We start from the raw sequence: 20244 nt of genomic DNA on the forward strand, positions 1-20244 counted from the left end.
TGGACCCCGCCCCACAGGAGGCGGGCATCGATCCTGCCAAGTATCCGATGGCCGGCGGATGGGACACCCCCACAAGATGACCCCATGACCCCGCGAACCGGCTCGCCCGGACAAGTCACCGTCCCGCACCAGGTGCGGTTCCTCCGCCAACCTCACCCCGAATATGCCCACCTGACCGTGTGGGGCATCCAGATCGGCGGCACGGATCTGCGCGTCCTCGTCGCACAAGCGACGCGAGAGCTCTGGGCGCGAGAACTCGACGACGATGACGACACCCCGGAGGAGCGTGAGGCCTTCCTCCTGCGTCAGCACGCCCCGCTGTATTTCGCTGACGAAGCCCGGGCCCGGGCTCATTTCCAGGGAGACGCACAACCGGGGCTCCGACACCAGGGGAGTGGCGCCCTGTTCCTCCTGGGCTGCCCCTGTGGCATCGACGCCTGCTGGCCGCTGCTGGCCACGGTCACCCGCACGGAGCAGACGATCACCTGGGGTGCGTTCCACCAGCCCTGCCGACCTGAATGGGGCGAACTCCCCCTCGGGCCCTACACCTTTCTGCGCGCTCCGTACGAGGCATCCCTGGCTGCCCCGCACCATCATGCGGCAGACCCTCTGGCGGCCTCATCACGGAGAACGGCATGCGGGGACACCCAGTGACGCCCATGCGGCATGGCGCCGACCGTGAGTACCGGCTTTCGACGGGCTGGTGCGCATCGACTACACCCTTGTCCGAGTACGTTCGCCACCTTGGCCTGCCCGTAGGCCTGCCATCTGTCGTAGCCATGCTCGAACTGCGCGTCGTCCCAGCGCACGCCGGTGATGCCGTGGGCGCCGGAGGACACGGCGACCCCGCGCGCGCCACCGCGGGCGATGTCGGCCGGAGATGGTTGACCAGCGCAGCGCCCGTCGGCTGTTCTGCCGGATCCGCGTATCGGAGTGCTCGGCTCGTGCGGCGGCCGGAAGGCGAGTGACGAGGCGATCCTCGCCTGCGTCCTTCTGCCTGCCCACCGCCCGTGGTTTCCGGGCCTCCGGGGGTGAAGCCTACCCAGGAAGGCGACGGCCCCGGCCGCCGCTGTCAGCGTCCAGCCCACCCGCCCCGGTCCGACCGGTCCGGGCGGCCCTGGAATGAGCACGCCCCCGGCCACGACCACCAGGAGCGGAGCCGGCCGGCGGCAGGCCGGCTCCGTCGCTGCGGCAGTCCGCGCACACCGGTGGCGAGATCACCCGTCATCGTGCGGCACCTGGAACGCTGCCCGGCGTGGGTACAACCGTCCGGTCAATCACCTGGGGAGATGGTCCCGCGCGATTCCCGCCCCGAACGGCCCCAGCATCGTGCCAGCTTGGTGACGGATGATCGGCTGACGGGTGGCGATGGGGCTGTGGTGATGGGGACATCCTTCCGGCGGGCAAGCATGCTGCGCCGCGCCGGACTGGCGGTGGCGTGTCTGGCGCTGGTGACGCTGGCCGCAGTACTCGTACTCAGCGGTGACGACGACGGCGCCGCGTCGATGTGGGTGTCGGTGGTGTCCGCCGTCGTGTCGGTGGTCACCTTCGTCCTGGACCTGGTGCGGGGAGCGAGCACCGACGAGTCGGGCCCGGCCGGCTCACCGGAGGCCGGGCGGCGGCAGGCCGCCGACGCCCTCGCCGAGGCAGTGCGGGTCCAGTGGTCGGCGGAGGCCCGCAGGCGCCGGTTGAACGATCCCGAGCCACTGGACGTCCAGTGGTCCCGGGTAGGTCCACCGCTGGCCGACCAGGCCCCCGGTGTCCCGGTGCCCGCTCCCCGGGAGAGCGATCAGCGGGTGGCACGTGTCGCCGAAGCCTTCCGGGCGGTGCGCTCCGGGCGGTTGGTGGTCCTGGGCGAGCCGGGGGCGGGCAAGTCCGTCGTGGCCGTACAGTTCGTGCTCGGTGTGTTGGACGCACGGCAGGAGGGCGACCCGGTACCGGTGTTGTTCCCGCTGGCGGGCTGGGATCCGTGCGCCCTTTCGCTACGGGGCTGGCTGGCGGACCGGCTGGCCAAGGACTACGGCTCACTGGCCGCCCCCGTGGGGGATAGCCGCACTCTCGCTCAGGAGTTGCTCGACGCCGGTCTGGTCCTTCCCGTACTCGACGGCTTCGACGAGATCCCGCCGGCCGCGCATGAGAGCGCACTGCGCTCCCTGAACGCCGAACTGGACACCCGTCTGCCCACCCTGCTCACCTGCCGCACCGCCGCCTGGGCGGACGGGGTGCGGCGGGGCGGCGTACTGACCGCCGCCGAGATTGTGCGACTGCGGCCGCTGGCCTTCGCCACCGCACGCGCCTACCTGACGCGCACGGCACGGCACGGCAGTGCCTGGACGCCGGTCCTGGAGGCTCCTCCGGCGCGGCTGGTGGAGGCCCTGAGCTCTCCGCTGACGGTGACCCTGGCGCGTGCGGTCTACGAGGACCCCTCCCGCGACCCGGCCGAACTGACCGACCCCGACCGCTTCCCCACGGCGGATGACATCGAGGACCACCTGCTGGACGCGTTCGTCCCGACAGCGTTCGCCGGACCGGAGACGACCTGGCACCCGCAGGCGGCCCACCGCTGGCTGTGCCGCCTCGCCCGCGACCTGACCGACTCCGGGGCGAGCCTGGCCTGGTGGGAACTGCCCGCCGCGATGCCCCGGCCCCTGCGCGTCTTCGGTCCTGCCGTACTGGCGCTTCTTGCCACGGCCGCTCTCCTGGTACCCATCGCCGTATACGGCGGCGGAGTGATCGCCAACTGGGACACCACGGTGTCGGCGGTGCTGAACTTCGCGGGCATCCTGACCGGCCTGTGCTTCGGCCTTGCGTACCTGCTGCCGGCGACGCCGGAGACCCCGCAGGGCCCGCGGTGGCTGGCCCGGACAGCCCTGCGGACGACAGCCGCGGCTGCGGTCGTCGGGGTGGGGCTCGGACTGCTGGTGCCCCCGCTCGTCAGTTCCCGGCTCGGTGCCGTCATCACCCCGCGGCCCACCTGGTACCTCAACGGCTGCTGCTTCGGCCTGATCCTGTCCATGATGTTCGCTGTAGCGGGCCTGTCCCGTCGCCCCGGCCCGCTCGGTCTGCCGTGGGTGGGCAGCCCGAGCGGTCCGCAGGCGGTGCGCGTGCTGGGCGCGCTGGTCGTCTTCGCCGGGCTGGCGGTCTACGGCTACACCGGCGAGCAGGTCACGGCGGTGACCTGTGCCGTAGCGGGCCTGGTCCTGCTCCTGGCGGGCCTGGGCCGCGCCGACCGCCCGGTCCTCTTCGCCCGTGGCACGGACGGTGGGCCGCATCACCGGTGGCAGACGGGGACGGGCGGGCCGTGGTCGGGCTGGTCGCCGCTGGGAGGGCGGCTGAGCGCGGACCCGGCCGTGGTGCTCAACCCCAGTGGCGATCTGTCGGTCTTCGGCCGGACTCCCGAAGTCCGGATGACCCCTACCTGCGAGCAGGCCGCCCTGAAGTGCGTCTACATGGCGATCATGTTCCTCGGTCCCACGGGCAAGGGCCAGGCCTGCTGGAGCATGCGCCGGCAGACCGCGCTGACCGCTTTCGACATCACTTCCGTCGGCCGCCTCTCCGCAGCCCGTCAGTAACCATCAACCCCCGCTACAGCGCTCCTCTCGTTCGGTGGTCCCCGCCCTTTGGCCCGCACGAGGGGCATCGGTCAGGTCTGCGGTAGCGGCGGGAAGGTGAGATCGGTCAGCCGTTCGCTCTCGCGCCACAGCACCGCGCCCAGGTCTGGTCTGTCGGCCCCGGCAGGCAGGGGCACCGGCCTGGGAGTGCCTGAGGTCTGGTCTCGGCCGGCGGGGCCGATGAAGGTGCCGCCGGCGGCCGCGGGGTGGGTGGCGGCATACAAGGAGGGCCAGGCGGCGCCGTCGGCAGAGCCCATCAGGGTGCGGGCGGCCAGGGCGACGAACAGCCGTCCCATCCGCCCGGCCGAGGTGTGGCGCTGCAGGTTGGTGACGGCCGAGCCCGGGTGAACGGCCAGGGCGCGGTGCGTGCTTCCGGCAAGGCGCCGGGCGAGTTCCTGGGTGAAGACGATATTGGCCCGCTTGGACTTCGCGTACGCGGCCATCGGACGGTAGCGCTGCTCGCTCATCAGATCGGAGAGGTCGCCCGAACGCCAGCGGGCGGCGATGGCACTGACCGTGACGATCCGCGCGGCCGCGGAGCGCGTCAGCGCGGGCATCAGATGGGCGGTCAAAGCGAAATGGCCCAAGTGGTTGGTGCCGACCGTGAGTTCGAGGCCGTCGTGGGTGGTACGGCGTTCGGGGACATCCATGATGCCGGCGTTGTTGATGAGGAGGTCGATCGTCTCACGTGCCGCGAGTGGGGCGGCCGTGGCGCGGATCGCGGCCAGGTTGCCGAGGTCCAGCTCCACGGTCGCCAGTCGTGCGTCGGGCACGTCGGCGCGCAGGCGGTCGGCGGCTTCGGCCAGGGACTCCGGGCGGCGCCCGGCGAGCAGGACGCGGGCACCGTGCCGTGCCAGGACCAGGGCGGTGCGGTAACCGATGCCGCTGTTGGCGCCGGTGATCAGGGCGGTCCGGCCCTGAAGTGGTGGGATGTCGGCGGGAGTCCAGTGTTCGGTGACCATGCCACGCCTTCCTGAATGAATGTTCATTTACTTCACTGAGCATGAGCGCCCCCGCCCCGGCTTGTCAAATGAACGTTCATTAAGCGACGCTGGTGGCATGGCAACGCGAGACCCCGACCGCAAACGGCAGCAGCTGATGGAAGCGGCCCTGGCTGAGTTCGCCGAGTACGGCGTGGCCGGCGCGCGGGTGGACCGGCTCGCCAGACGTGCCGGTGTCAGCCCCGGCCTCGTGTACTCGTTCTTCGTCGGAAAAGAAGGTCTGTTCGAGGCCGTCTACGAGGCGATCGTCGAGCAGACGGTGGGCGCGGTGCCCATCGACGCCGACGACCTGCCCGGCTACGCCGGCCGCCTGCACGACGCGGCCGCGCAGTACCCACAGGTCATGCGGTTCCTGACGTGGTACGCACTGGAACGAGCCGACCGGCCGACGTCCGAGGTCGTCGCCCGCTCCATGGACGAGAAGATCGCGGCCATTGAGGCGGCACAGCAGCGCGGCACCGTCACATCCGACAAGCCGGCCGTTGAGATCCTCGCGCTGGTACTGACACTGGCGAACATGTGGCAGCACCACACCGAGGACGTCGGCCACTTGGTCACCGACGCACAACGGCGCACCGTCGTCATCGACGCCGTGCGCCGCCTGGTTACCCCGGGCGAGCCCTCTCGTGGCTGACCCCGTCACGGCGGTCCGCCGGTGCCGGCGAAGACCACCGAGGATGTCACGCGGGTGAGGCGGGTCGTGGACGCGGCGATGGCGTCGCCGCGGTCCGGCACCGCCGGTCGGTGCCGTCCCTCTCGCGCGGCCTGACGCCGCCACCCTCCGCAACGATCACCGGGGCCCCATCCGACGACCGGTCCTCGGCCGCCACCGACACCTCGTGCGACGTCGGCCGGCCGGGCAGGGCACTGCCACATCGTGGCGGGAAGCGGGCCCGAGTCCCGCCCGACCTCAACCCACAACGCGAGAACGGTCCACCGACTCCGTCGGCAGACCATCACGGAACTTCGAGGTCAGGAGAATGCGTTCCAGTCGGGTAGCGGCTTGGCAGTGCCGTTCGACGTGTCGGAGTAGTCTTCGCTGTCGAGGTGGATCCTGAGGTACTTGTCGCCGGAGAACACCCAGTAGTCGCTCTCGGTCTCCGGAACCGGCAGGACGGCGTCGATCTTGCGCCTGAAGTCCTCGTAGTGCTTGAACGTGCCCGACCAGTTGCTGAGCGGCGTCCGACCGATGGCGCAGGTCCCGCCGGCCGCGGCGGCGTCGAGAGTCGTCCTGACGTAGCTGTTCCCCGCGAAGACCCAGGCTTGTGCAGGATTGCCCGGGACCCTCATCACCGCGTCGATGCCCTCCACGAAGTCGTCTTCCCCGCAGAACCCCTCGCGCCATTGATCGAGCGGGGCGGGGTCCGTCAGTTGCGTGACGCTGTGATCGCCGTCGGAGACGTGGAGCCGAATGTACTCCGGGCCGGAGAACACCCAGTATTCGTTGAGCGCCCCGAAGACGGGCAGCACCGCGTCGATGCCGTCGCGGAAGCCGGGAAGGTCCTCGAAGATCCCGGTCCAGCCCGTCACGGGGGCGGGGCCTTTTTCCCTGTTCTGCATCGGTTCGTCATGGGTCGACACGGAAACGAGCAGGTACTGGTCGCCCGAGACCAGCCATGCCTTGTACGGGTCGTCCGGAGCGGGCAACGCGGCGTCGATCCTCGTCGATGTCGGCACGACGGTCGCACGTTCCGGTGACTCCGCACCCGGCTCGCCGTCTGCCCCGGCTCCCCGCTGCTCGGACGAGCGGTTGGCCAACAGGGCGGTGACGGCACCGCCGGTGAGCAGTACCGCCACCAGCAGGGCCGCCCAGCGACCCGTCCGGAGAGGGTGACGGCGACGGTCCTTCGGCGTGGACGACGTCTCGCCGGCCACGATGGGCCGCTCCGGCTGGACGGGGGGCCCGGACATCGCGGTCACCGACCGCAGCGCGCCGGCGATCTCGTCGGACGACGGCCGCTCGGCCGGGTTCTTGTGCAGCAGCCTGGTGAGGACCGGGCGCAATGCCCCGACCGCCTCGGGCAGCACGGGCGGCTCGTTGACCAAGGCGTACACAGCCGCGGCGGGCTCCGGCCTGGCGAACGGCGAGCGGCCGGTGAACAGTGCGCACAGGGTGCTGCCCAGGGAGAACAGGTCACTGGGCGGGCCGGCCCGCCGGCCCTCCATGCGTTCCGGGGAGAGGTACTCCACGGTGCCGATCACGCCGCCGGCAGTGGTGAGTGCCTCCGTGTCGGCCAGTTCCACGATCCCGAAGTCGCAGAGCACCACCCTGCCATCGGGGCGCAGTAGGACGTTCGCCGGTTTCACGTCCCGGTGCAGAGCGCCGACGGAGTGCACCGCGTTGAGGGCGCCCAGCAGCTCAAGGCCGATCTCGGCGACCCGTTTCACCGTCAGGGGACCGTGCGCGGCCACGTGTTCGGCCAGGGACGGGCCCTCCACCAGTTCCATGACCAGCCACAGTCGGTCCTCGTGGTGGACCAGGTCGTGGATGTTGATGACGTTGGGATGGGAGACCCGGGCGATGGCACGTGCCTCACGGTGCGCACGACGCAACCGCTGGGCGAGATCCTCTCCACCGCCGTGCAGGTGCACCTCCTTCACCGCGACGGTGCGCTCCAGTAACCGGTCGGTGGCACGCCAGACCGTGCCCATGCCTCCACTGCCCAGACGTTCGAGCAGGAGGTACCGACCGGCGATCTCCTCTGTATGTTTGCCAGTCACCCACCCAAACCTACCGGTCCCTGATCAACGGAGCAGCCGTGATCCGGCATTCGACCGATCGGTGCGCAGGCGGACAGGCTCTCCCAGGAAGGAGACCCTCCACGCCTTCCCCGAAGGACAGGTCGGACGGCTCCTCGACAGGCCTCGGCAGCCCACATGTGCCGACTGACCTTCGCAGCGTGATGCCGTCGTCTTCGGGTGGTACGAGTCCGGCACGGGTGAGGCAGCCGTCGAGGACGTCGGTACTGGAGCCGGCGCAGACCGTGTCCGACGGCGGCGATCAGGCTGTCGGTCTGCGGCCGGCCGTGTGTCACCGGACCCTTGAGCCACCGACCGGACGCTGACGCGCAGGTCGTGTGCGATGACCGCCTTCTCCTCCCCGTGCCGGTACCGCTCGGCCGCCGCCACCAGTAACTTCTCGCGAAGGAGCGGGCGTTCGCGATCAGCCCACCACCCTGGGGCATGCCTCAGGTACTCGGGACAGCGCAGGCATCACGGGGCGTCAGCCCTCCCATGCCACGCTTCGAAGATTCGGAAAGTATTCCCACCTTCCTGGCACCGACGTGACCCGCCCGGCGTCTCTCTCGATGCAAGGTCGTTGACGCGAGGCAGCCCGGCGACCTGTTGCGATCAATGAGCGAACAGGAGTCTTGGGTCAACGTGCGCACGATCTTCTCCGGCCGACCGATGAGCCGTCCGGTAGTCGCAGTCATGTCCGTGGTGGGAATCGTCTCCGGCGTCCTCGTCGCGTACGGCGGACTGGGGACCGTCGTCGGCTGTGGCAGCCCCGGCGGCGAGTACCCGTCGCGGACGGCGAAGGACTGGATCGCCCACGCCGATCACGTCGCCGTGGTCACGGCGACGGCAGAACGCGATGGCGACCGCCGTGAGATGGCCGAGGGCCAGGTCAGCGCGGAGATCCAGCGGGTGGTGACGTTCACGGTGGACGACGTCCTCTGGTCCGCCGGCCGTCCTCGCCACGCGCTGGGGGAGGACTTCGCGATGGTGGCCGCCGGGTGGTCGGAGTACCGGAAGAGCGGAAGGCGGGTCGCGAGAACGACGGGCGCCGCGCCTCGCCTCGAGTCCGGTCACACATATCTGCTGGCGCTCCGGTGGGCCGCCGGCCGGTGGGTGGTACTGGGCGAGGGCGCCTCCGTCCCCTTCGACGACCGCACCGCGGGACTGGGGGAGTGGTGCGGCCGTGTGCTGAGCGCGGAGGACGTCGCACGCGGCGAGCGATTCTCCCGCCTCGACGACAACAGCCTCGAGGAGGTGATCCTCGGAAAGGACGAGAGGGCCGTCGTCCGTGAACTGGAAGAGGCCGCCCGCGAAGCTCCGTCCCCCTCCTGACCGACGGACGCGCGCAGCGAACGCGGTTCGACAGGGCGTCGCTTCCTCGCGTTCTGGGGCGCCCACATCGCGTAGTCGCCCCGATCTCCGCCGTCCGGCGAATGCCGTGCCTTCCGCGCGGTGACCGAAGGCTCGGCGAGCTCACGCTGCTCGTCGGCGAGAGCGTCGTACCACGGAGCGATGACAAAGCCGACGGAACGCCGTGATCCGCACCCGGGGAGCCGCGCAGTCGTCACGTTCACAGCCCCTGATCCTCCGGGCTGGGCACCATGAAGCGGAACAACTCACTGGTGTCCCGCAAGTCCTCGGGAACGGACTCCAGCACCCCGGTGCGCCGGGACCAGTCCAGCCACTGGCGCCAGGTCAGCCGCAGCGAGAGGCTCCTGCCTGTTCCGGCTGCCTCCGCGAGGTCGCAGAGAAGCAGCAGATGTGCGTCGAGGCCGCGCCGGCCGCTGCAGCCGCCACGAATCTCGTCGACCAGTGCGGCGCGTGTGGCGGTACAGGGGTGATAGCGGTCCCTTCCAGGAAGCCTGGAGGGCTTGTGCAGCAGATGGCCACGCTCGGTCAGAGCTTCCCTGTGCGGAGCCGGCGCTGCACCGCCGCGCCGCCGGAGCCATTGGCGCAGGGTGACGGGCTCGGGCTCGGACGTGCAGACCTCCAGCTCAGCCAGCAGGGCATCGGCCCACGCGAGACCGGTACGCCCGGTGCCCAGCAGGTCGATACCCCGTGGACACCCGTAGGTCTCGATGCCGAACGTCCTGGATACCCGGGGGCGCAGCAGCACCTTGCGGCGCAGCGCCAACTCGCCGAGTTCGGCAGCCGCGCAGCCGAACGACGCCTGGGCCGAGCCCCGCACCTTGCCGGACGGCGAGTGTGCCAGCAGGACGAACTCCTCTGGCAGAGTCACATGCCCGTACGGAGGGGGCACAGGAGGGATGGTGCCTGACGCCGGACGCCAACTCGCCGGTGTTGGTCTGTGATTCGGTCAGAGTTCAACCGCGCGGGCCGGATCGGGGCGTGGGCGATTCGCGGTGGCCCTCGCGTGTGCCGCGGCGAGGGTCCGGCCGGTCGCAACTGGGAGCTCAACGAGTGCGTCACCCACAAGGAGTCCCTGTTACCGGTGGAGGGTGCGTATGTGGAAGTTCCGGGTCTGCCTGGCTGTGGCCCTGTGTGGCATGGCCGGTGGGTGCGCTCTGCTGGCCTGGTACTGGGACGCGCTGAGAATCGGCCTGATCGGGTCGCTCGCGTTATGGTGCGGCGCGGGGGTCTTGCTCTGGAAGGCACTACAGGCACTCCTGGGAAGGTTCGGCCTCCCACAGACGCAAGGCCCTGACCGGCCGACGGCCCTCCCCGTCGCCCCTCACCCCCCTGCCGCTGGTCCGGAGGTGCCGCCGCGTCCGCCGCGACCGCTCTCGAGTCCCTCACCTTCTCCGGTGGCACCGAGCAGCGGGACGTCGGACACCGGAACGCCGGGTACAGGAACGCCGGGTGCGGACGGCGAGGCCGTGGCGCGGGCGGTGGGGAACGCCGCCAGTGGCACGGCGCGCATCATGTGGCGAGTGTGGACCGTGCTGGCCCTCGTTCTTCTGCTCCCCCTCGCACTGGGCCTCGCCGTAGCGGGGGCCGTCTCCCTGTACAGGGCCGACCTGCCGCAGGGCGGAATCCTGCTCGGTACAGCCGGCTTCCTGACGTGGTACTGCTACGGCCCGCTGCGGGGCCGGGGGCAGCCGGACGGGGGCGACGGCGACGGCGAGTGACGTTCCCCGGAGACGGCGGCTCCGAAGGGAAGGCGTCATAGCCGACGACGAGTTGGCAGCCCCCTGCGGAAACGGGGCTCGCTCCGAGGGCTCGCGCGGAACTCTCACAGATGGTCACTCATGAGAAGGACCGAGGTCCTCGGCGTCGGCGACAGTGGCCCATCGGTGTCTGAGGCGGCGGCACGCGTGGACGAGTTCGGGTGGGTGGAGGTCGGTGAGTTCGGTGTCGAAGGTGGCGAGGATGCCGGCGATTCCGGCCCAGGACCAGGCGCCGAGAGTGAGCCGGCAGTGCTCGGTGTCGAGATGTTCCACGACGGAGCCGCCCGGTGCCCAGCGGGCCACGATGTGAGCGGGCAGGTTCAGCCGGGCGGAGCCGGTGCATTGCCAGACGGCGGGGGTGTCGCCGCGGTCGTGGGTGCTCATCACGAAGTGGGCGAGGTCGGGGTGGGGAAGCGCGCGGGCAGCGAAGTGCTGCGTGGTGGGGCGGGGGTGCAGTCGATCGACGCGGCGCACTCGCCATTCATGGTCGGTGAGGTCGTAGGCGACCAGGTACCACCGGGCGGCCCAGACGACCAGATGGTGTGGCTCAACGCGGTGGGCGGGCAGGTAGTCGGGGTCACTGGGGTCGGGGCGTGTGCCGTCGGGACGCAGTGTCTCGGTGACGAGGAGGTGTCGGCGGCGTACCGCGGTACCGACGGCGGTGAGGGCGGCGGGGTCGATGGGGGGAGCGGGGAACTCCCAGTAGTTCTGCAGCCGAGTCAGGCGCAGGGATTCCATGGATGCCCGCAGCGCGGGTGGCATGACCTGACGCAGAGCCGTCAATGCCCGCGCCGCGTCGTCCGCGAGGCCGAACATCGTGCCTGGCGCGGTCTGCAGGGCCACCGCGACCGCGAGGGCTTGTTCGTGGTCGAACAGCAACGGCGGCAGGGTTTGCCCGGCTCCGAGCCGGTAGCCGCCGTCGGGGCCGTGGAGGGTGGTGATCGGGTAGTCGAGCGCGCGCAATGTCTCGATGTCGCGGCGGACGGTGCGTTCGCTGGCCCCGAGCCGGGTGGCGAGCTCGCGCAGCGACCAACGCCGTCCTGAACCGAGCAGGGACAACAGCCGCAACGCCCGGCGTGAGGTGTTCGCCATCGTCCCACCCTGTCACCGGTAGTGGCCACTCCGCGTCCACTACCGGTGACAGGGTGGGTTCTGTTCAGTGAGCGGCGGCGGAGGGGACGGTCGGGTATGCGGGTGGTCGTGGTCGGTGGCGGGATCGGCGGGCTTGCGTTGGGGGCGGGGCTCCGCCGCCGGGGGATCGAGGTGGCGGTATTCGACCGCGACACCGATGTGGCGGCGACGGGCGGCTACCACATCACCCTGGATGAGCGGGCGCAGTCGGCGCTGAACGATCTGGTGGATCCGAAGATCATGCGACGGCTGCTGGCATCGGGGTCGGCGCTGCGACTGCGCGAGCGCGACGCGTTCTGGGATCGCCGCGGCCGACTGCTGGGCCACGGGCCGGACCTCAGCGACAGCGCGAGTATCGACGTCGATCGGATCACCCTGCGGATACTGCTGGCCGAGGCCGTCGGAGACGCCCTGCACTTGGGACGCGGCGTGTCCGGCGTCGGCCACGACGACCACGGTGCGCCCCGAGTGCTGTTCACCGACGGGGCACCGCTCTCGGCGGATCTCGTGGTGGGCGCGGACGGCACCCACTCCGTGGTCGCCCGCCATCTGGCAGGAGGTCCGACCAACGATCCGGCGGGCATCATCGGGTTCTCCGGCCGCACCCACCGGCGAGACCTCGGCCCCGGCGAGCGTCGGCGACTCGGGCCCCGATCGGGGCTGGCGATCGGCCCGCGCGGAGCAGCGCTGTACGTCGGCTTCCTTGATCCGGTCGGGAACACCGCGCTCGACGCTCCCGAGCTGCGGATGTCGGTCACCACCGCTCCCACCTACATCTGGGGCGCCATGTTCCCCGAGTCCACCAGCACCGATTCCCTGCGCGGCCTGCGTGGCGGCGAACTACAGGCCGCGCTGCTCGGCCGATTCCGCGAGCGGGGCTGGGCCGAGCACACACTCGAGGTCATCGCCCGAGCCGACCCGCACAGCGTGGCCGCATTCCGCTTCAACGCCGCCTCCACCCGCGCGGAGGATCTCGCGCCCTGGCCCGCGGGTCGTATCACCGCGCTGGGCGACGCCGTCCACGCCACACCGCCCACCGCCGGAATGGGAGCGGGCGCGGCCATCCGCGACGCCGCAGGCCTTCTCACGCACGTCAGCGCCGCCGCCGACGGCGCCGTCACCCTCACCGACGCCGTGGAGCACTTCGAGGCAGGCATGCGCCGGCGCGGCAGCGAAGTCCTCACCCTGGCCATGAAGACCGTCCGGTGGATCCTGGCCACTGACACCACACTCGGCGCCGCGGCCACGCTCGTGAGCACCCCCGTTCTGGCCGCGGCCGCCCGGCTACGCCACTGACGAGCCGCGTGCTGGTCCGCCGGGGCCACCACTGTCGATGGATGGCCGAAGAAGTCCTTCGGGCCACCTACATCCGCGACGGCGGCGTGCGCCGCCTCTTCGCCGCCCCGGTCCTGGCCAAGGACAAGCTCTACGGCCACATCGAACCGATCGAGAACGCACCCGGTTCCTGGGGTTCTGCCGCTGTCTGCGCACTCTCTACCCGCCCACGGTGCGGATCGCGATCGTCTGCGACACCTTCTCACCCCACCTGACCACGAAGAAGTGCCGGCGCGTCGGCACCTGGGCGGCAGCGCACAACGTCGAGATCGCCTACACCCGCCAACTCCTCGTGGCCGGACCGCATCGAGGCCCCATTCACCGCGCTGCGCTGCTTCACTCTCGACGGCACCCCTCCTCCGTCCGGCGGGCCAGCAGGGCCGCGCCGGCTCCGGCCGCCGCGCATATCGCGCAGAGCAGCCACACCACCACGTAGGCGTCCTCCCCGGGAGCGGCGTCCGATGCCGCGCCGCCGGGTGAGGACGTGGCCAGCACGGCGGCCATGAGACCGCCGGCGATCGCCCCGCCGAAGGTCTTCACGTTGTTGTAGAGAGCCGTCGCCACACCGCTGCGAGACCGGTCGGCGGCCTCCACGATCACCGTGGGCATGGCGCTCAGGGCGATCCCGAGCCCCAGTCCGGTGACGATCTTGACCGCCACGATCTCGCCCACGGTGCCGTGGCGCGCGGCCAGTTGCAGGAAGCTCAGTGCGACCAGTGCGAACGCGCAGGCCAGCGTGGAGCGGTAGCCGATGCGGCGGGCCAGTGGCACGGTGACGGCCGACCCGACGACGGCGGCGACGATGGCGGGCAGCAGCACCATGGAGATCTGCCCCGAGGACATGCCGAAGCCGTAGCCGGTGGCGCGCGGGTCGGCGGCCAGGAACGTGGTGTCCGGGGCCTGGGCCGCGAAGTAGACGACGCCGAATCCCGCCGCCGCCAGATAGAACGGGCCCACCCGCCGGTCGGCCAGTGACCGCACGTCCACCAGGGGATCGGGCCGGCGCAGCTCCACCCGTACCCACACCGTGAGCAGCGCGGCACCGAGGACCAGCGGGCCGACCACCACGGGCCCCGCGCTGCCACTGTGCTCCAGTGCGGAGACACCGGCGAGCAGGCTGGTCGCGCCGAGGGCGAGCAGCGCGAACCCGGCCCAGTCCATCCGTGCCCCGACCGCCGCGGTGGACTCGGGGACCGCGACGAACGACAACGGGAGACACACCGCGGCAAGCCCGGCCGGGATCAGGAGCGCGGCGCGGACATCTCCGAAGGCGCCTGCCACCGCGCCCATCAGAGCTGTGCCGAGCAGTCCTCCGACGGTGAGCGCGCCGACCAGTCGGGCAATGGCCCGGCGGGCGTCGGGCACCGACAGCCGGTCCCGGACGAGGGCGATCTCCAGCGGCAGGAGCGCGGCGAGCGGTCCCTGCAGCGCCCGTCCGGTCCACAGCAGCGCCGGAGTCGGGGCGAGCGCCACGAGCAGGGAGCCGGCCGCCACGCAGGCCAGCGCCACTCGCAGCATCCGGCGGTGGCCGTACAGGTCCCCGAGGCGCCCGAAGAGCGGTACGCAGACGGTCGCCGCGAGCAGTTGCACCGCCCCGATCCAGTTGGCGGCGGAGTCGTCGAGGCCGTAGGCGGCGGCGAGTTCGGGCAGCAGCGGGGTGATGCCCATCTGAGTGATGCCGCTCATCGCCTCGAACAGCACGAGCAGTCCGACGACCGCGGTCACCGAGGCGCCGGGCGCGGTACCGACGGCCTTGTCCGGCGCGGCGGTGCCGGTCATGCTTCCCCCGCGTCCGCCGTGCCGACTGCGACGGCCGCGTCGGTGGGGCCGGCGGCGGCACTCTGCGCCGTCCGCTGCAGCCGGCGGGCGGCGAGTGTGGCCAGCAGCGCCGCCGCGGCCGGCAGCACCCCGTCGTCGTAGACGGCGTGCGGTGAGTGGTTCATCGGGGCTGTGGCCGGGTCCTGGCCGGCGGGGCAGGCGCCCACTCCCAGGAACGCGCCGGGCACCTGTTGGAGGACGAAGGAGAAGTCCTCCGAGCCGGAGATCGGACGGGGCGCGGTGATGCTGCGGTCCGGTCCGAGCAGTTCCGCGGCCGCAGTGGTGGCGAAGGCGGTCTCGGCCGGGTCGTTGACGGTCACCGGGTAGCCGTCCTGGTAGTCGACGGTGGCCGTGACGCCGTGCGCGTCCGCGATGCCCCGCACCGTGCGCAGCACGCCCCGCCGCACCGTGGCACGGGTGGCTTCGGAGAAGGTGCGCACCGTCGCCTGGAGTACGGCGGTCTCCGGGATGACGTTGCGTGCCTCGCCGGCGTGCAGCGAGCCGATGGTGAGGACGGCCGGGTCCAGGGCGTCCACGGTGCGCGTGACCATCGTCTGCAGGGCGGTCACCATCTCGCAGGCGGCGGTGACCGGGTCGGCGGCGGTGTGAGGTGACGAGCCGTGGCCGCCGCGGCCGGTGACGGTGACGTCGAATCCGTCCGAGCCGGCGAGGATGGTGCCGGGGCGGGTGGCCACGATGCCGGTGGGAAGTGTGCTGGCGGTGACGTGCAGGCCGTAGGCGGCCACGACGCGCTCGCCCGCCGCGTCCAGCACGCCTTCCTCGATCATGAGACGGGCGCCGTCGCAGCCCTCCTCCCCGGGCTGGAACATGAACACCACGTCGCCCGCCAGTTCCGCCCCGCGTCCGGCGAGGAGCCTGGCGGCGCCGACCAGGGCGGCGGTGTGCAGGTCGTGCCCGCAGGCGTGCATGACGCCGGGGCGGAGGGAGGCGTAGGGCAGCCCGGTGGCCTCGGCCACGGGAAGCGCGTCCATGTCGGCGCGGAGCAGCACCGCGGGGCCGGGCCGGCCGCCGCGCAGCACGGCGACGACCGAGCTGAGGGCCGTGCCGGTGGTGATCTCCAGGCCGAGCCCGTCAAGGGCGGCGAGCACGGTCTGCTGGGTCTGCGGCAGGTGCAGGCCGACCTCGGGCCGGCGGTGCAGCGCGCGATACAGCTGCCGCAGGTCGTCGTTGAGTACGGAGGCGTCACTGAGGTGAAACATGGCCGCTAGGGTGCGCCTGGCAGAAGAAGACGACCCCGACATGCCTGGATGCGCCGATGACCCATGATCCTTTGCGGGAATCCACCGCTTCGACCTGGCCGTGGGCCCCGCGGGCCGAGGGCGGCGACGGAGGTATGGACGAGCTGGACATGCGGCTGGTGACCCTGTTGCAGGATGCGCCCCGCGCCGAGTGGAGCGAGGTGGGTGCGGCCCTCGGAGTCGACCCCTCGACCGCGGCCCGGCGCTGGGCCCGGCTCGCCGACGCGGGGCACGCGTGGTTCAGCTGCTACCCGGTCAGCCTGGAGGGGGCGCCACTGATCGTCGCCTTCGTGGAAGTGGACTGCGCGCCGGGCCGGGTGCGCGACGTCGCGGTCGAACTCGCCGGAGACCCGCACGTGTTCACCGTCGAACAGGTGACCGGCGCCCGGGATCTGGTGCTGACGTGCGTGTTCGACGGTCTGGCCGAGCTGGCCCGCTACACCGGGATGCGCGTCGGGACACTGCCCGGGGTCGCGGCGAGCCGGACGCAGATCGCGACCGCTGTGCACATGGACGGCAGCCGGTGGCGGCTGGACCGTCCGACCACGGCGGCCCGGCTGCGGCTGGCGCGTGCGGCGGGCGCCGCCGTGCCCGGGCCGGGGCGCTCACCCGTACGACGTGAGGACCAGGCACTGGTGCGGGCCCTGGCCGACGACCCGCGGCAGCCGGTGGCCCGGCTGGCACGGCGCACCGGACTGAGTCCGACGACGGTACGACGTCGCCTGCGCCGCCTGGACGAGTCCGGGGCGCTGGTCTTCCGCTGCGAGGTGGCGCGCGGTCTGTCCGGCTGGCCGGTGAGTGTGAGCCTGTGGTGCGCGGCTCCGCCGAAGGACGCCGCACGGATCGCCGCGCATGTCTCCGGGTTGCGCGAGGTGCGGCTGGTCGCCTCGCTCTCCGGCCCGCACAACCTGCTGTTCGCTGCCTGGCTGCGGTCCATCGACGACATTCACGCCTTCGAGTCGCAGCTCACCGCACCGTTCCCCGGCCTGACCGTCGCCGACCGCGCGGTCACCCTGTGGCCGGTCAAACTCGCCGGTCATCTGCTGGATCCCACCGGGCGACGCGTGGGGGCGGTTCCGCTGGCCGGCTGGGACCCGGGCACCGTCGCCTCCGACGAGGACGCCCTGCTCCGGCGGCTGTGCGGCCGGGCCGCGCCACCGAGCACCGCGTTCTTCGAGGGGAGGGGCTTTCGCGCGCGGGTCGACGAGGTCGGCCGTGCGCCCCGTGCGAGTCCCGGGCCGGAGGAGTGACGCAAGCCGCGGCGACACACGGTCCGATCAGTCTGTCCGATCGGTCAGAACTGACCGATCGGACAGTTATGGTTGGGGAATGGCACGCTCCGCCTCCGCCATGCGCGGTCAGATTCTGGAGTCGGCACTGCGACTGTTCGCCGTGCACGGCTTCCGCGGCACCTCGTTGCAGGACATCGCCTCCGACGCGGGCTGCTCGAAGGCGTCACTCCTCTACCACTTCGCCGGCAAGGAGAAGATCCTCACCGAGCTGCTGACCCCGGCCCGGGACGCCCTCACCACGCTTCTCGACCGGGTGGCCGGACTGGAGGGCGGCTCGCTGGTGGAGGAGGCCGTCGTCGGATACGTCGACCTCACGCTGCGATTCCGCCGTGAGATCCGGCTTCTCTTCGAGGACATCGTCGAGATGTCCTGCCACCAGGACCTCAACGTCAGGGAGCTGGCGGACGGGCTGCTGGACGCGCTGGCCGGCCGCTCGCCACGGGCGCCGGCCCGGGTGGCGGCATGGATGGTGCTGGGCGCCGTCTTCGTCACCGGTGCCGCCGATGACGAGGTGGCGCCGGAGGAGGTGCTGCGCGCCGAAATGATCCGCAGTGCGCTGCGGACGCTTGACCACACCCCCAGTTGACCCTCAACGGAAAGACTCTTCCTCCATGGCGACTTTGCTGTACCGGCTCGGGCGGTTCTCCTTCCGCAAACGAGGCCGAATAGCCGCCTTCTGGCTGCTCCTGCTGACCCTGCTGGGCGTCGGCGCCGCCACCCTGATGGGCCCGACCAGCGACAAGTTCTCCATGCCGGGCACCGAGTCCCAGCGGGCGCTGGACGACCTCGACCGGCAGTTCCCGCAGGCCGGGGGAGCCACCGGCACCCTCGTCCTCGCCGCGCCCGAGGGCGGGAAGCTGGATCCCGCCGCGGTGGCACCCCTGGTGAAGGAAGCCGCAGGGATCGACGGCGTCACCGCCGCCATGGACCCGTTCCAGACCGGATCGGTCTCCCAGGACGGCCGCTACGCCCTGGTCCAGGTGCAGTTCGGCAAGGCCGCCGACGAGGTCACCGACGAGCAGAAGTCGGCCTACGAGGCAGTCGGCGCCGACGCCGAGGACCTGCGGGTCGAGCACGGCGGCGAGGTCATGGGCGGTGAGGTGGAGATCGGCTCCACCGAGGCGCTCGGCGTCCTGGTCGCCGCGGTGGTCCTGGTCATCACCTTCGGCTCGCTGTTCGCCGCCGGCATGACCCTGCTGAACGCGCTGATCGGCGTCGCGGTCGGGATGACCGGCCTCTTCTCCCTGACCAGTGTGATCGAACTGACCTCCACCGCCCCCGTCCTGGCGCTGATGCTCGGCCTGGCCGTCGGCATCGACTACTCGCTCTTCATCACCTCCCGCTACCGCCAGTACCTCGCCGAGGGTCTGAAGCCGGAGGAGGCCGCCGGCCGCGCGACCGGCACCGCCGGCTCCGCGGTCGTCTTCGCCGGCGCCACCGTCGTCATCGCCCTGGCCGGCCTCTCCGTCGTCGGTATCCCCTTCCTGAGCGTGATGGGCCTGGCCGCGGCGGGCACCGTCGCCGTCGCCGTGCTGGTCGCCCTCACCCTGCTGCCGGCCTTCCTCTCCTTCGCGGGCAAGAAGATCCTGCCGCGCAAACAGCGCCACGCGGACGGGCACACCGCCGAGGACGGCCCCGCTGCCGAGGGCTTCGGCTTCGCCTGGGGCCGGCTCGTCGCCAAGCTGCGCGTCCCGTTCCTGGTCGTCGGCATCCTCGGGCTGGGCGCGCTCGCCCTCCCCGCCCTGGACATGCGCATCGCCCTGCCGGACGCGGGTACCGCTGCCGAGGGCACCCCGGCACGCGAGGCGTACGACCTGACGTCCGAGGGCTTCGGTGAGGGCTTCAACGGCCGTCTCATCGCCGTCGTCAACGGTGACGACGCCCGGTCCACCGGGGCGGCCGTCGAGAAGGCCACCGTCCTCATCAAGGACACCGACGGCATCCTGGCCGTGGCCCCGCCTCAGCTGAACGAGGAGGGCACCACCGCCTTGCTGGCCATCATCCCCGAGGCCGGCCCGACCGCCGTCGCCACCGAGGACGCCGTCCACGACATCCGTGACCGGGTCGCGGACGTCGAGGGCGCCGACATCGCCCTCACCGGCGCGACCGCCCTGGGCATCGACGTCTCGGAGAAGCTCGCCGACGCCCTGCCGGTGTATCTGCTGCTGGTGGTGGGCCTTTCCGTCCTGCTGCTCATGCTGGTCTTCCGGTCGGTCCTGGTGCCGCTGAAGGCGGCTCTGGGCTTCCTGCTCACCGTGGGCGCGACCTTCGGCATCACCGTCGCCATCTTCCAGGAGGGCCACCTCGCCGGCCTGGTGGGCGTCGACACCCCCGGCCCGCTGGTGAGCTTCCTGCCGATCCTGCTCATCGGCATCCTGTTCGGCCTCGCCATGGACTACGAGGTCTTCCTCGTCTCCCGCATGCGCGAGGACTTCGTCCACGGCGCCGACCCGCAGGCGGCCATGATCAGCGGCATGGGCCACAACGCCCGCGTCGTCACGGCCGCCGCGCTCATCATGACGTCCGTGTTCGGGGGCTTCGTCCTGATGGACGACCCGATCATCAAATCCATCGGGTTCGCCCTCGCCGTCGGCGTGGTCGTCGACGCGTTCGTCGTCCGCATGGCGCTGGTCCCGGCGGTGATGTCGCTGCTCGGCCGTGCCGCCTGGTGGCTGCCGGGGCCCGTCGACAAGGCCCTGCCCGACCTCGACATCGAGGGTGAGAAGCTGAACCGGCAACTGGCCGCGGAGACGCGCGACGAGACCCCCGTCCCGGTCTGACCCGACACGACCAGACCGGACCACACCCGGGAGGCCGGGACCCGCGCAGGGGTCCCGCCCTCTCCCGTGAACGCGCACCATGCCTCGCTCGTGCCAAAGGCGGCAGGTGGCCCACACCCTGGGCAGGCACCCCCGGACTCACCTGCCCGG

The 20244-nt window shown here is 71.5% G+C and carries 15 protein-coding genes and 2 pseudogenes; 10 read left to right on the forward strand and 7 right to left on the reverse strand.

From position 1 onward, the window contains the following. Nucleotides 1-84: 84 nt before the first annotated feature. On the forward strand, nucleotides 85-654 hold the full coding sequence (locus tag ACH4NX_RS06415) for a hypothetical protein (protein ID WP_398126842.1): 570 nt from the start codon (nucleotides 85-87) through the stop codon (nucleotides 652-654). A gap of 74 nt (nucleotides 655-728) precedes the next feature. Here ACH4NX_RS06415 and ACH4NX_RS06420 read toward each other — a convergent pair. Then, nucleotides 729-895, reverse strand: a pseudogene (locus ACH4NX_RS06420) (oxidoreductase); the annotation flags it as partial. Between the two features lie 487 nt (nucleotides 896-1382). Between ACH4NX_RS06420 and ACH4NX_RS06425 the strand changes: the two are divergent. Beyond that, nucleotides 1383-3572 (forward strand): NACHT domain-containing protein, encoded by a 2190-nt coding sequence (locus tag ACH4NX_RS06425; protein WP_398126841.1) that lies wholly within the window; start codon nucleotides 1383-1385, stop codon nucleotides 3570-3572. Between the two features lie 71 nt (nucleotides 3573-3643). On the opposite strand, the gene ACH4NX_RS06430 is transcribed toward ACH4NX_RS06425, so the two are convergent. Further along, entirely contained in the window at nucleotides 3644-4573 is a 930-nt protein-coding gene (locus ACH4NX_RS06430) for an oxidoreductase (RefSeq protein ID WP_398126840.1), read from the reverse strand. A 97-nt stretch (nucleotides 4574-4670) separates the two neighbouring features. On the opposite strand from ACH4NX_RS06430, the gene ACH4NX_RS06435 reads away from it, so the two are divergent. Then, on the forward strand, nucleotides 4671-5246 hold the full coding sequence (locus ACH4NX_RS06435; RefSeq protein ID WP_351390841.1) for a TetR family transcriptional regulator: 576 nt from the start codon (nucleotides 4671-4673) through the stop codon (nucleotides 5244-5246). A 338-nt stretch (nucleotides 5247-5584) separates the two neighbouring features. On the opposite strand, the gene ACH4NX_RS06440 is transcribed toward ACH4NX_RS06435, so the two are convergent. Continuing rightward, a complete protein-coding gene (locus ACH4NX_RS06440; protein WP_398126839.1) occupies nucleotides 5585-7333 on the reverse strand; it encodes a protein kinase in 1749 nt (582 codons plus the stop codon). A gap of 711 nt (nucleotides 7334-8044) precedes the next feature. On the opposite strand from ACH4NX_RS06440, the gene ACH4NX_RS06445 reads away from it, so the two are divergent. After that, nucleotides 8045-8683, forward strand: a complete 639-nt coding sequence (locus ACH4NX_RS06445) for a hypothetical protein (protein ID WP_351390835.1) — start codon at nucleotides 8045-8047, stop codon at nucleotides 8681-8683. Between the two features lie 238 nt (nucleotides 8684-8921). Here the strand turns inward: ACH4NX_RS06445 and ACH4NX_RS06450 are convergent, their stop codons facing one another. Then, nucleotides 8922-9590: a GPP34 family phosphoprotein gene (locus ACH4NX_RS06450; protein WP_398126838.1), complete on the reverse strand. Its 669-nt coding sequence runs from the start codon at nucleotides 9588-9590 to the stop codon at nucleotides 8922-8924. Between the two features lie 526 nt (nucleotides 9591-10116). Here ACH4NX_RS06450 and ACH4NX_RS06455 point away from each other — a divergent pair. After that, complete coding sequence (locus tag ACH4NX_RS06455; protein WP_398126837.1) at nucleotides 10117-10440, forward strand: hypothetical protein; 324 nt, start codon at nucleotides 10117-10119, stop codon at nucleotides 10438-10440. Between the two features lie 114 nt (nucleotides 10441-10554). On the opposite strand, the gene ACH4NX_RS06460 is transcribed toward ACH4NX_RS06455, so the two are convergent. Further along, entirely contained in the window at nucleotides 10555-11571 is a 1017-nt protein-coding gene (locus ACH4NX_RS06460; RefSeq protein WP_351390826.1) for a WYL domain-containing protein, read from the reverse strand. A gap of 96 nt (nucleotides 11572-11667) precedes the next feature. Here ACH4NX_RS06460 and ACH4NX_RS06465 point away from each other — a divergent pair, with 96 nt between their 5' ends. Together ACH4NX_RS06465 and ACH4NX_RS06470 are read left to right on the forward strand one after the other, a co-directional pair. Then, on the forward strand, nucleotides 11668-12906 hold the full coding sequence (locus tag ACH4NX_RS06465; protein ID WP_398126836.1) for an FAD-dependent oxidoreductase: 1239 nt from the start codon (nucleotides 11668-11670) through the stop codon (nucleotides 12904-12906). A 59-nt stretch (nucleotides 12907-12965) separates the two neighbouring features. Then, nucleotides 12966-13298: pseudogene (locus ACH4NX_RS06470) on the forward strand (hypothetical protein); the annotation flags it as partial. Here ACH4NX_RS06470 and ACH4NX_RS06475 read toward each other — a convergent pair. Together ACH4NX_RS06475 and ACH4NX_RS06480 are read right to left on the reverse strand one after the other, a co-directional pair. After that, a complete protein-coding gene (locus tag ACH4NX_RS06475) occupies nucleotides 13282-14724 on the reverse strand; it encodes an MFS transporter (RefSeq protein ID WP_398126835.1) in 1443 nt (480 codons plus the stop codon). The pseudogene ACH4NX_RS06470 and the gene ACH4NX_RS06475 sit on opposite strands and share 17 nt — an antisense overlap. Then, nucleotides 14721-15983, reverse strand: a complete 1263-nt coding sequence (locus ACH4NX_RS06480) for a M20 family metallopeptidase (RefSeq protein WP_398126834.1) — start codon at nucleotides 15981-15983, stop codon at nucleotides 14721-14723. The genes ACH4NX_RS06475 and ACH4NX_RS06480 overlap by 4 nt, the downstream gene beginning before the upstream one ends. Before the next feature lie 56 nt (nucleotides 15984-16039). On the opposite strand from ACH4NX_RS06480, the gene ACH4NX_RS06485 reads away from it, so the two are divergent. The 3 genes from ACH4NX_RS06485 (at nucleotide 16040) to ACH4NX_RS06495 (ending at nucleotide 20094) form a co-directional block, all read left to right on the forward strand. Continuing rightward, complete coding sequence (locus tag ACH4NX_RS06485; protein WP_398126833.1) at nucleotides 16040-17272, forward strand: Lrp/AsnC family transcriptional regulator; 1233 nt, start codon at nucleotides 16040-16042, stop codon at nucleotides 17270-17272. Nucleotides 17273-17351: 79 nt separating this feature from the next. Continuing rightward, entirely contained in the window at nucleotides 17352-17900 is a 549-nt protein-coding gene (locus ACH4NX_RS06490) for a TetR family transcriptional regulator (protein ID WP_351390811.1), read from the forward strand. A 25-nt stretch (nucleotides 17901-17925) separates the two neighbouring features. Next, nucleotides 17926-20094, forward strand: a complete 2169-nt coding sequence (locus ACH4NX_RS06495) for an MMPL family transporter (protein WP_398126832.1) — start codon at nucleotides 17926-17928, stop codon at nucleotides 20092-20094. Nucleotides 20095-20244 lie beyond the last annotated feature (150 nt).

Origin of the sequence: Streptomyces sp. NPDC017225, assembly GCF_044331465.1 — a bacterium.
GTDB lineage: Bacteria > Actinomycetota > Actinomycetes > Streptomycetales > Streptomycetaceae > Streptomyces.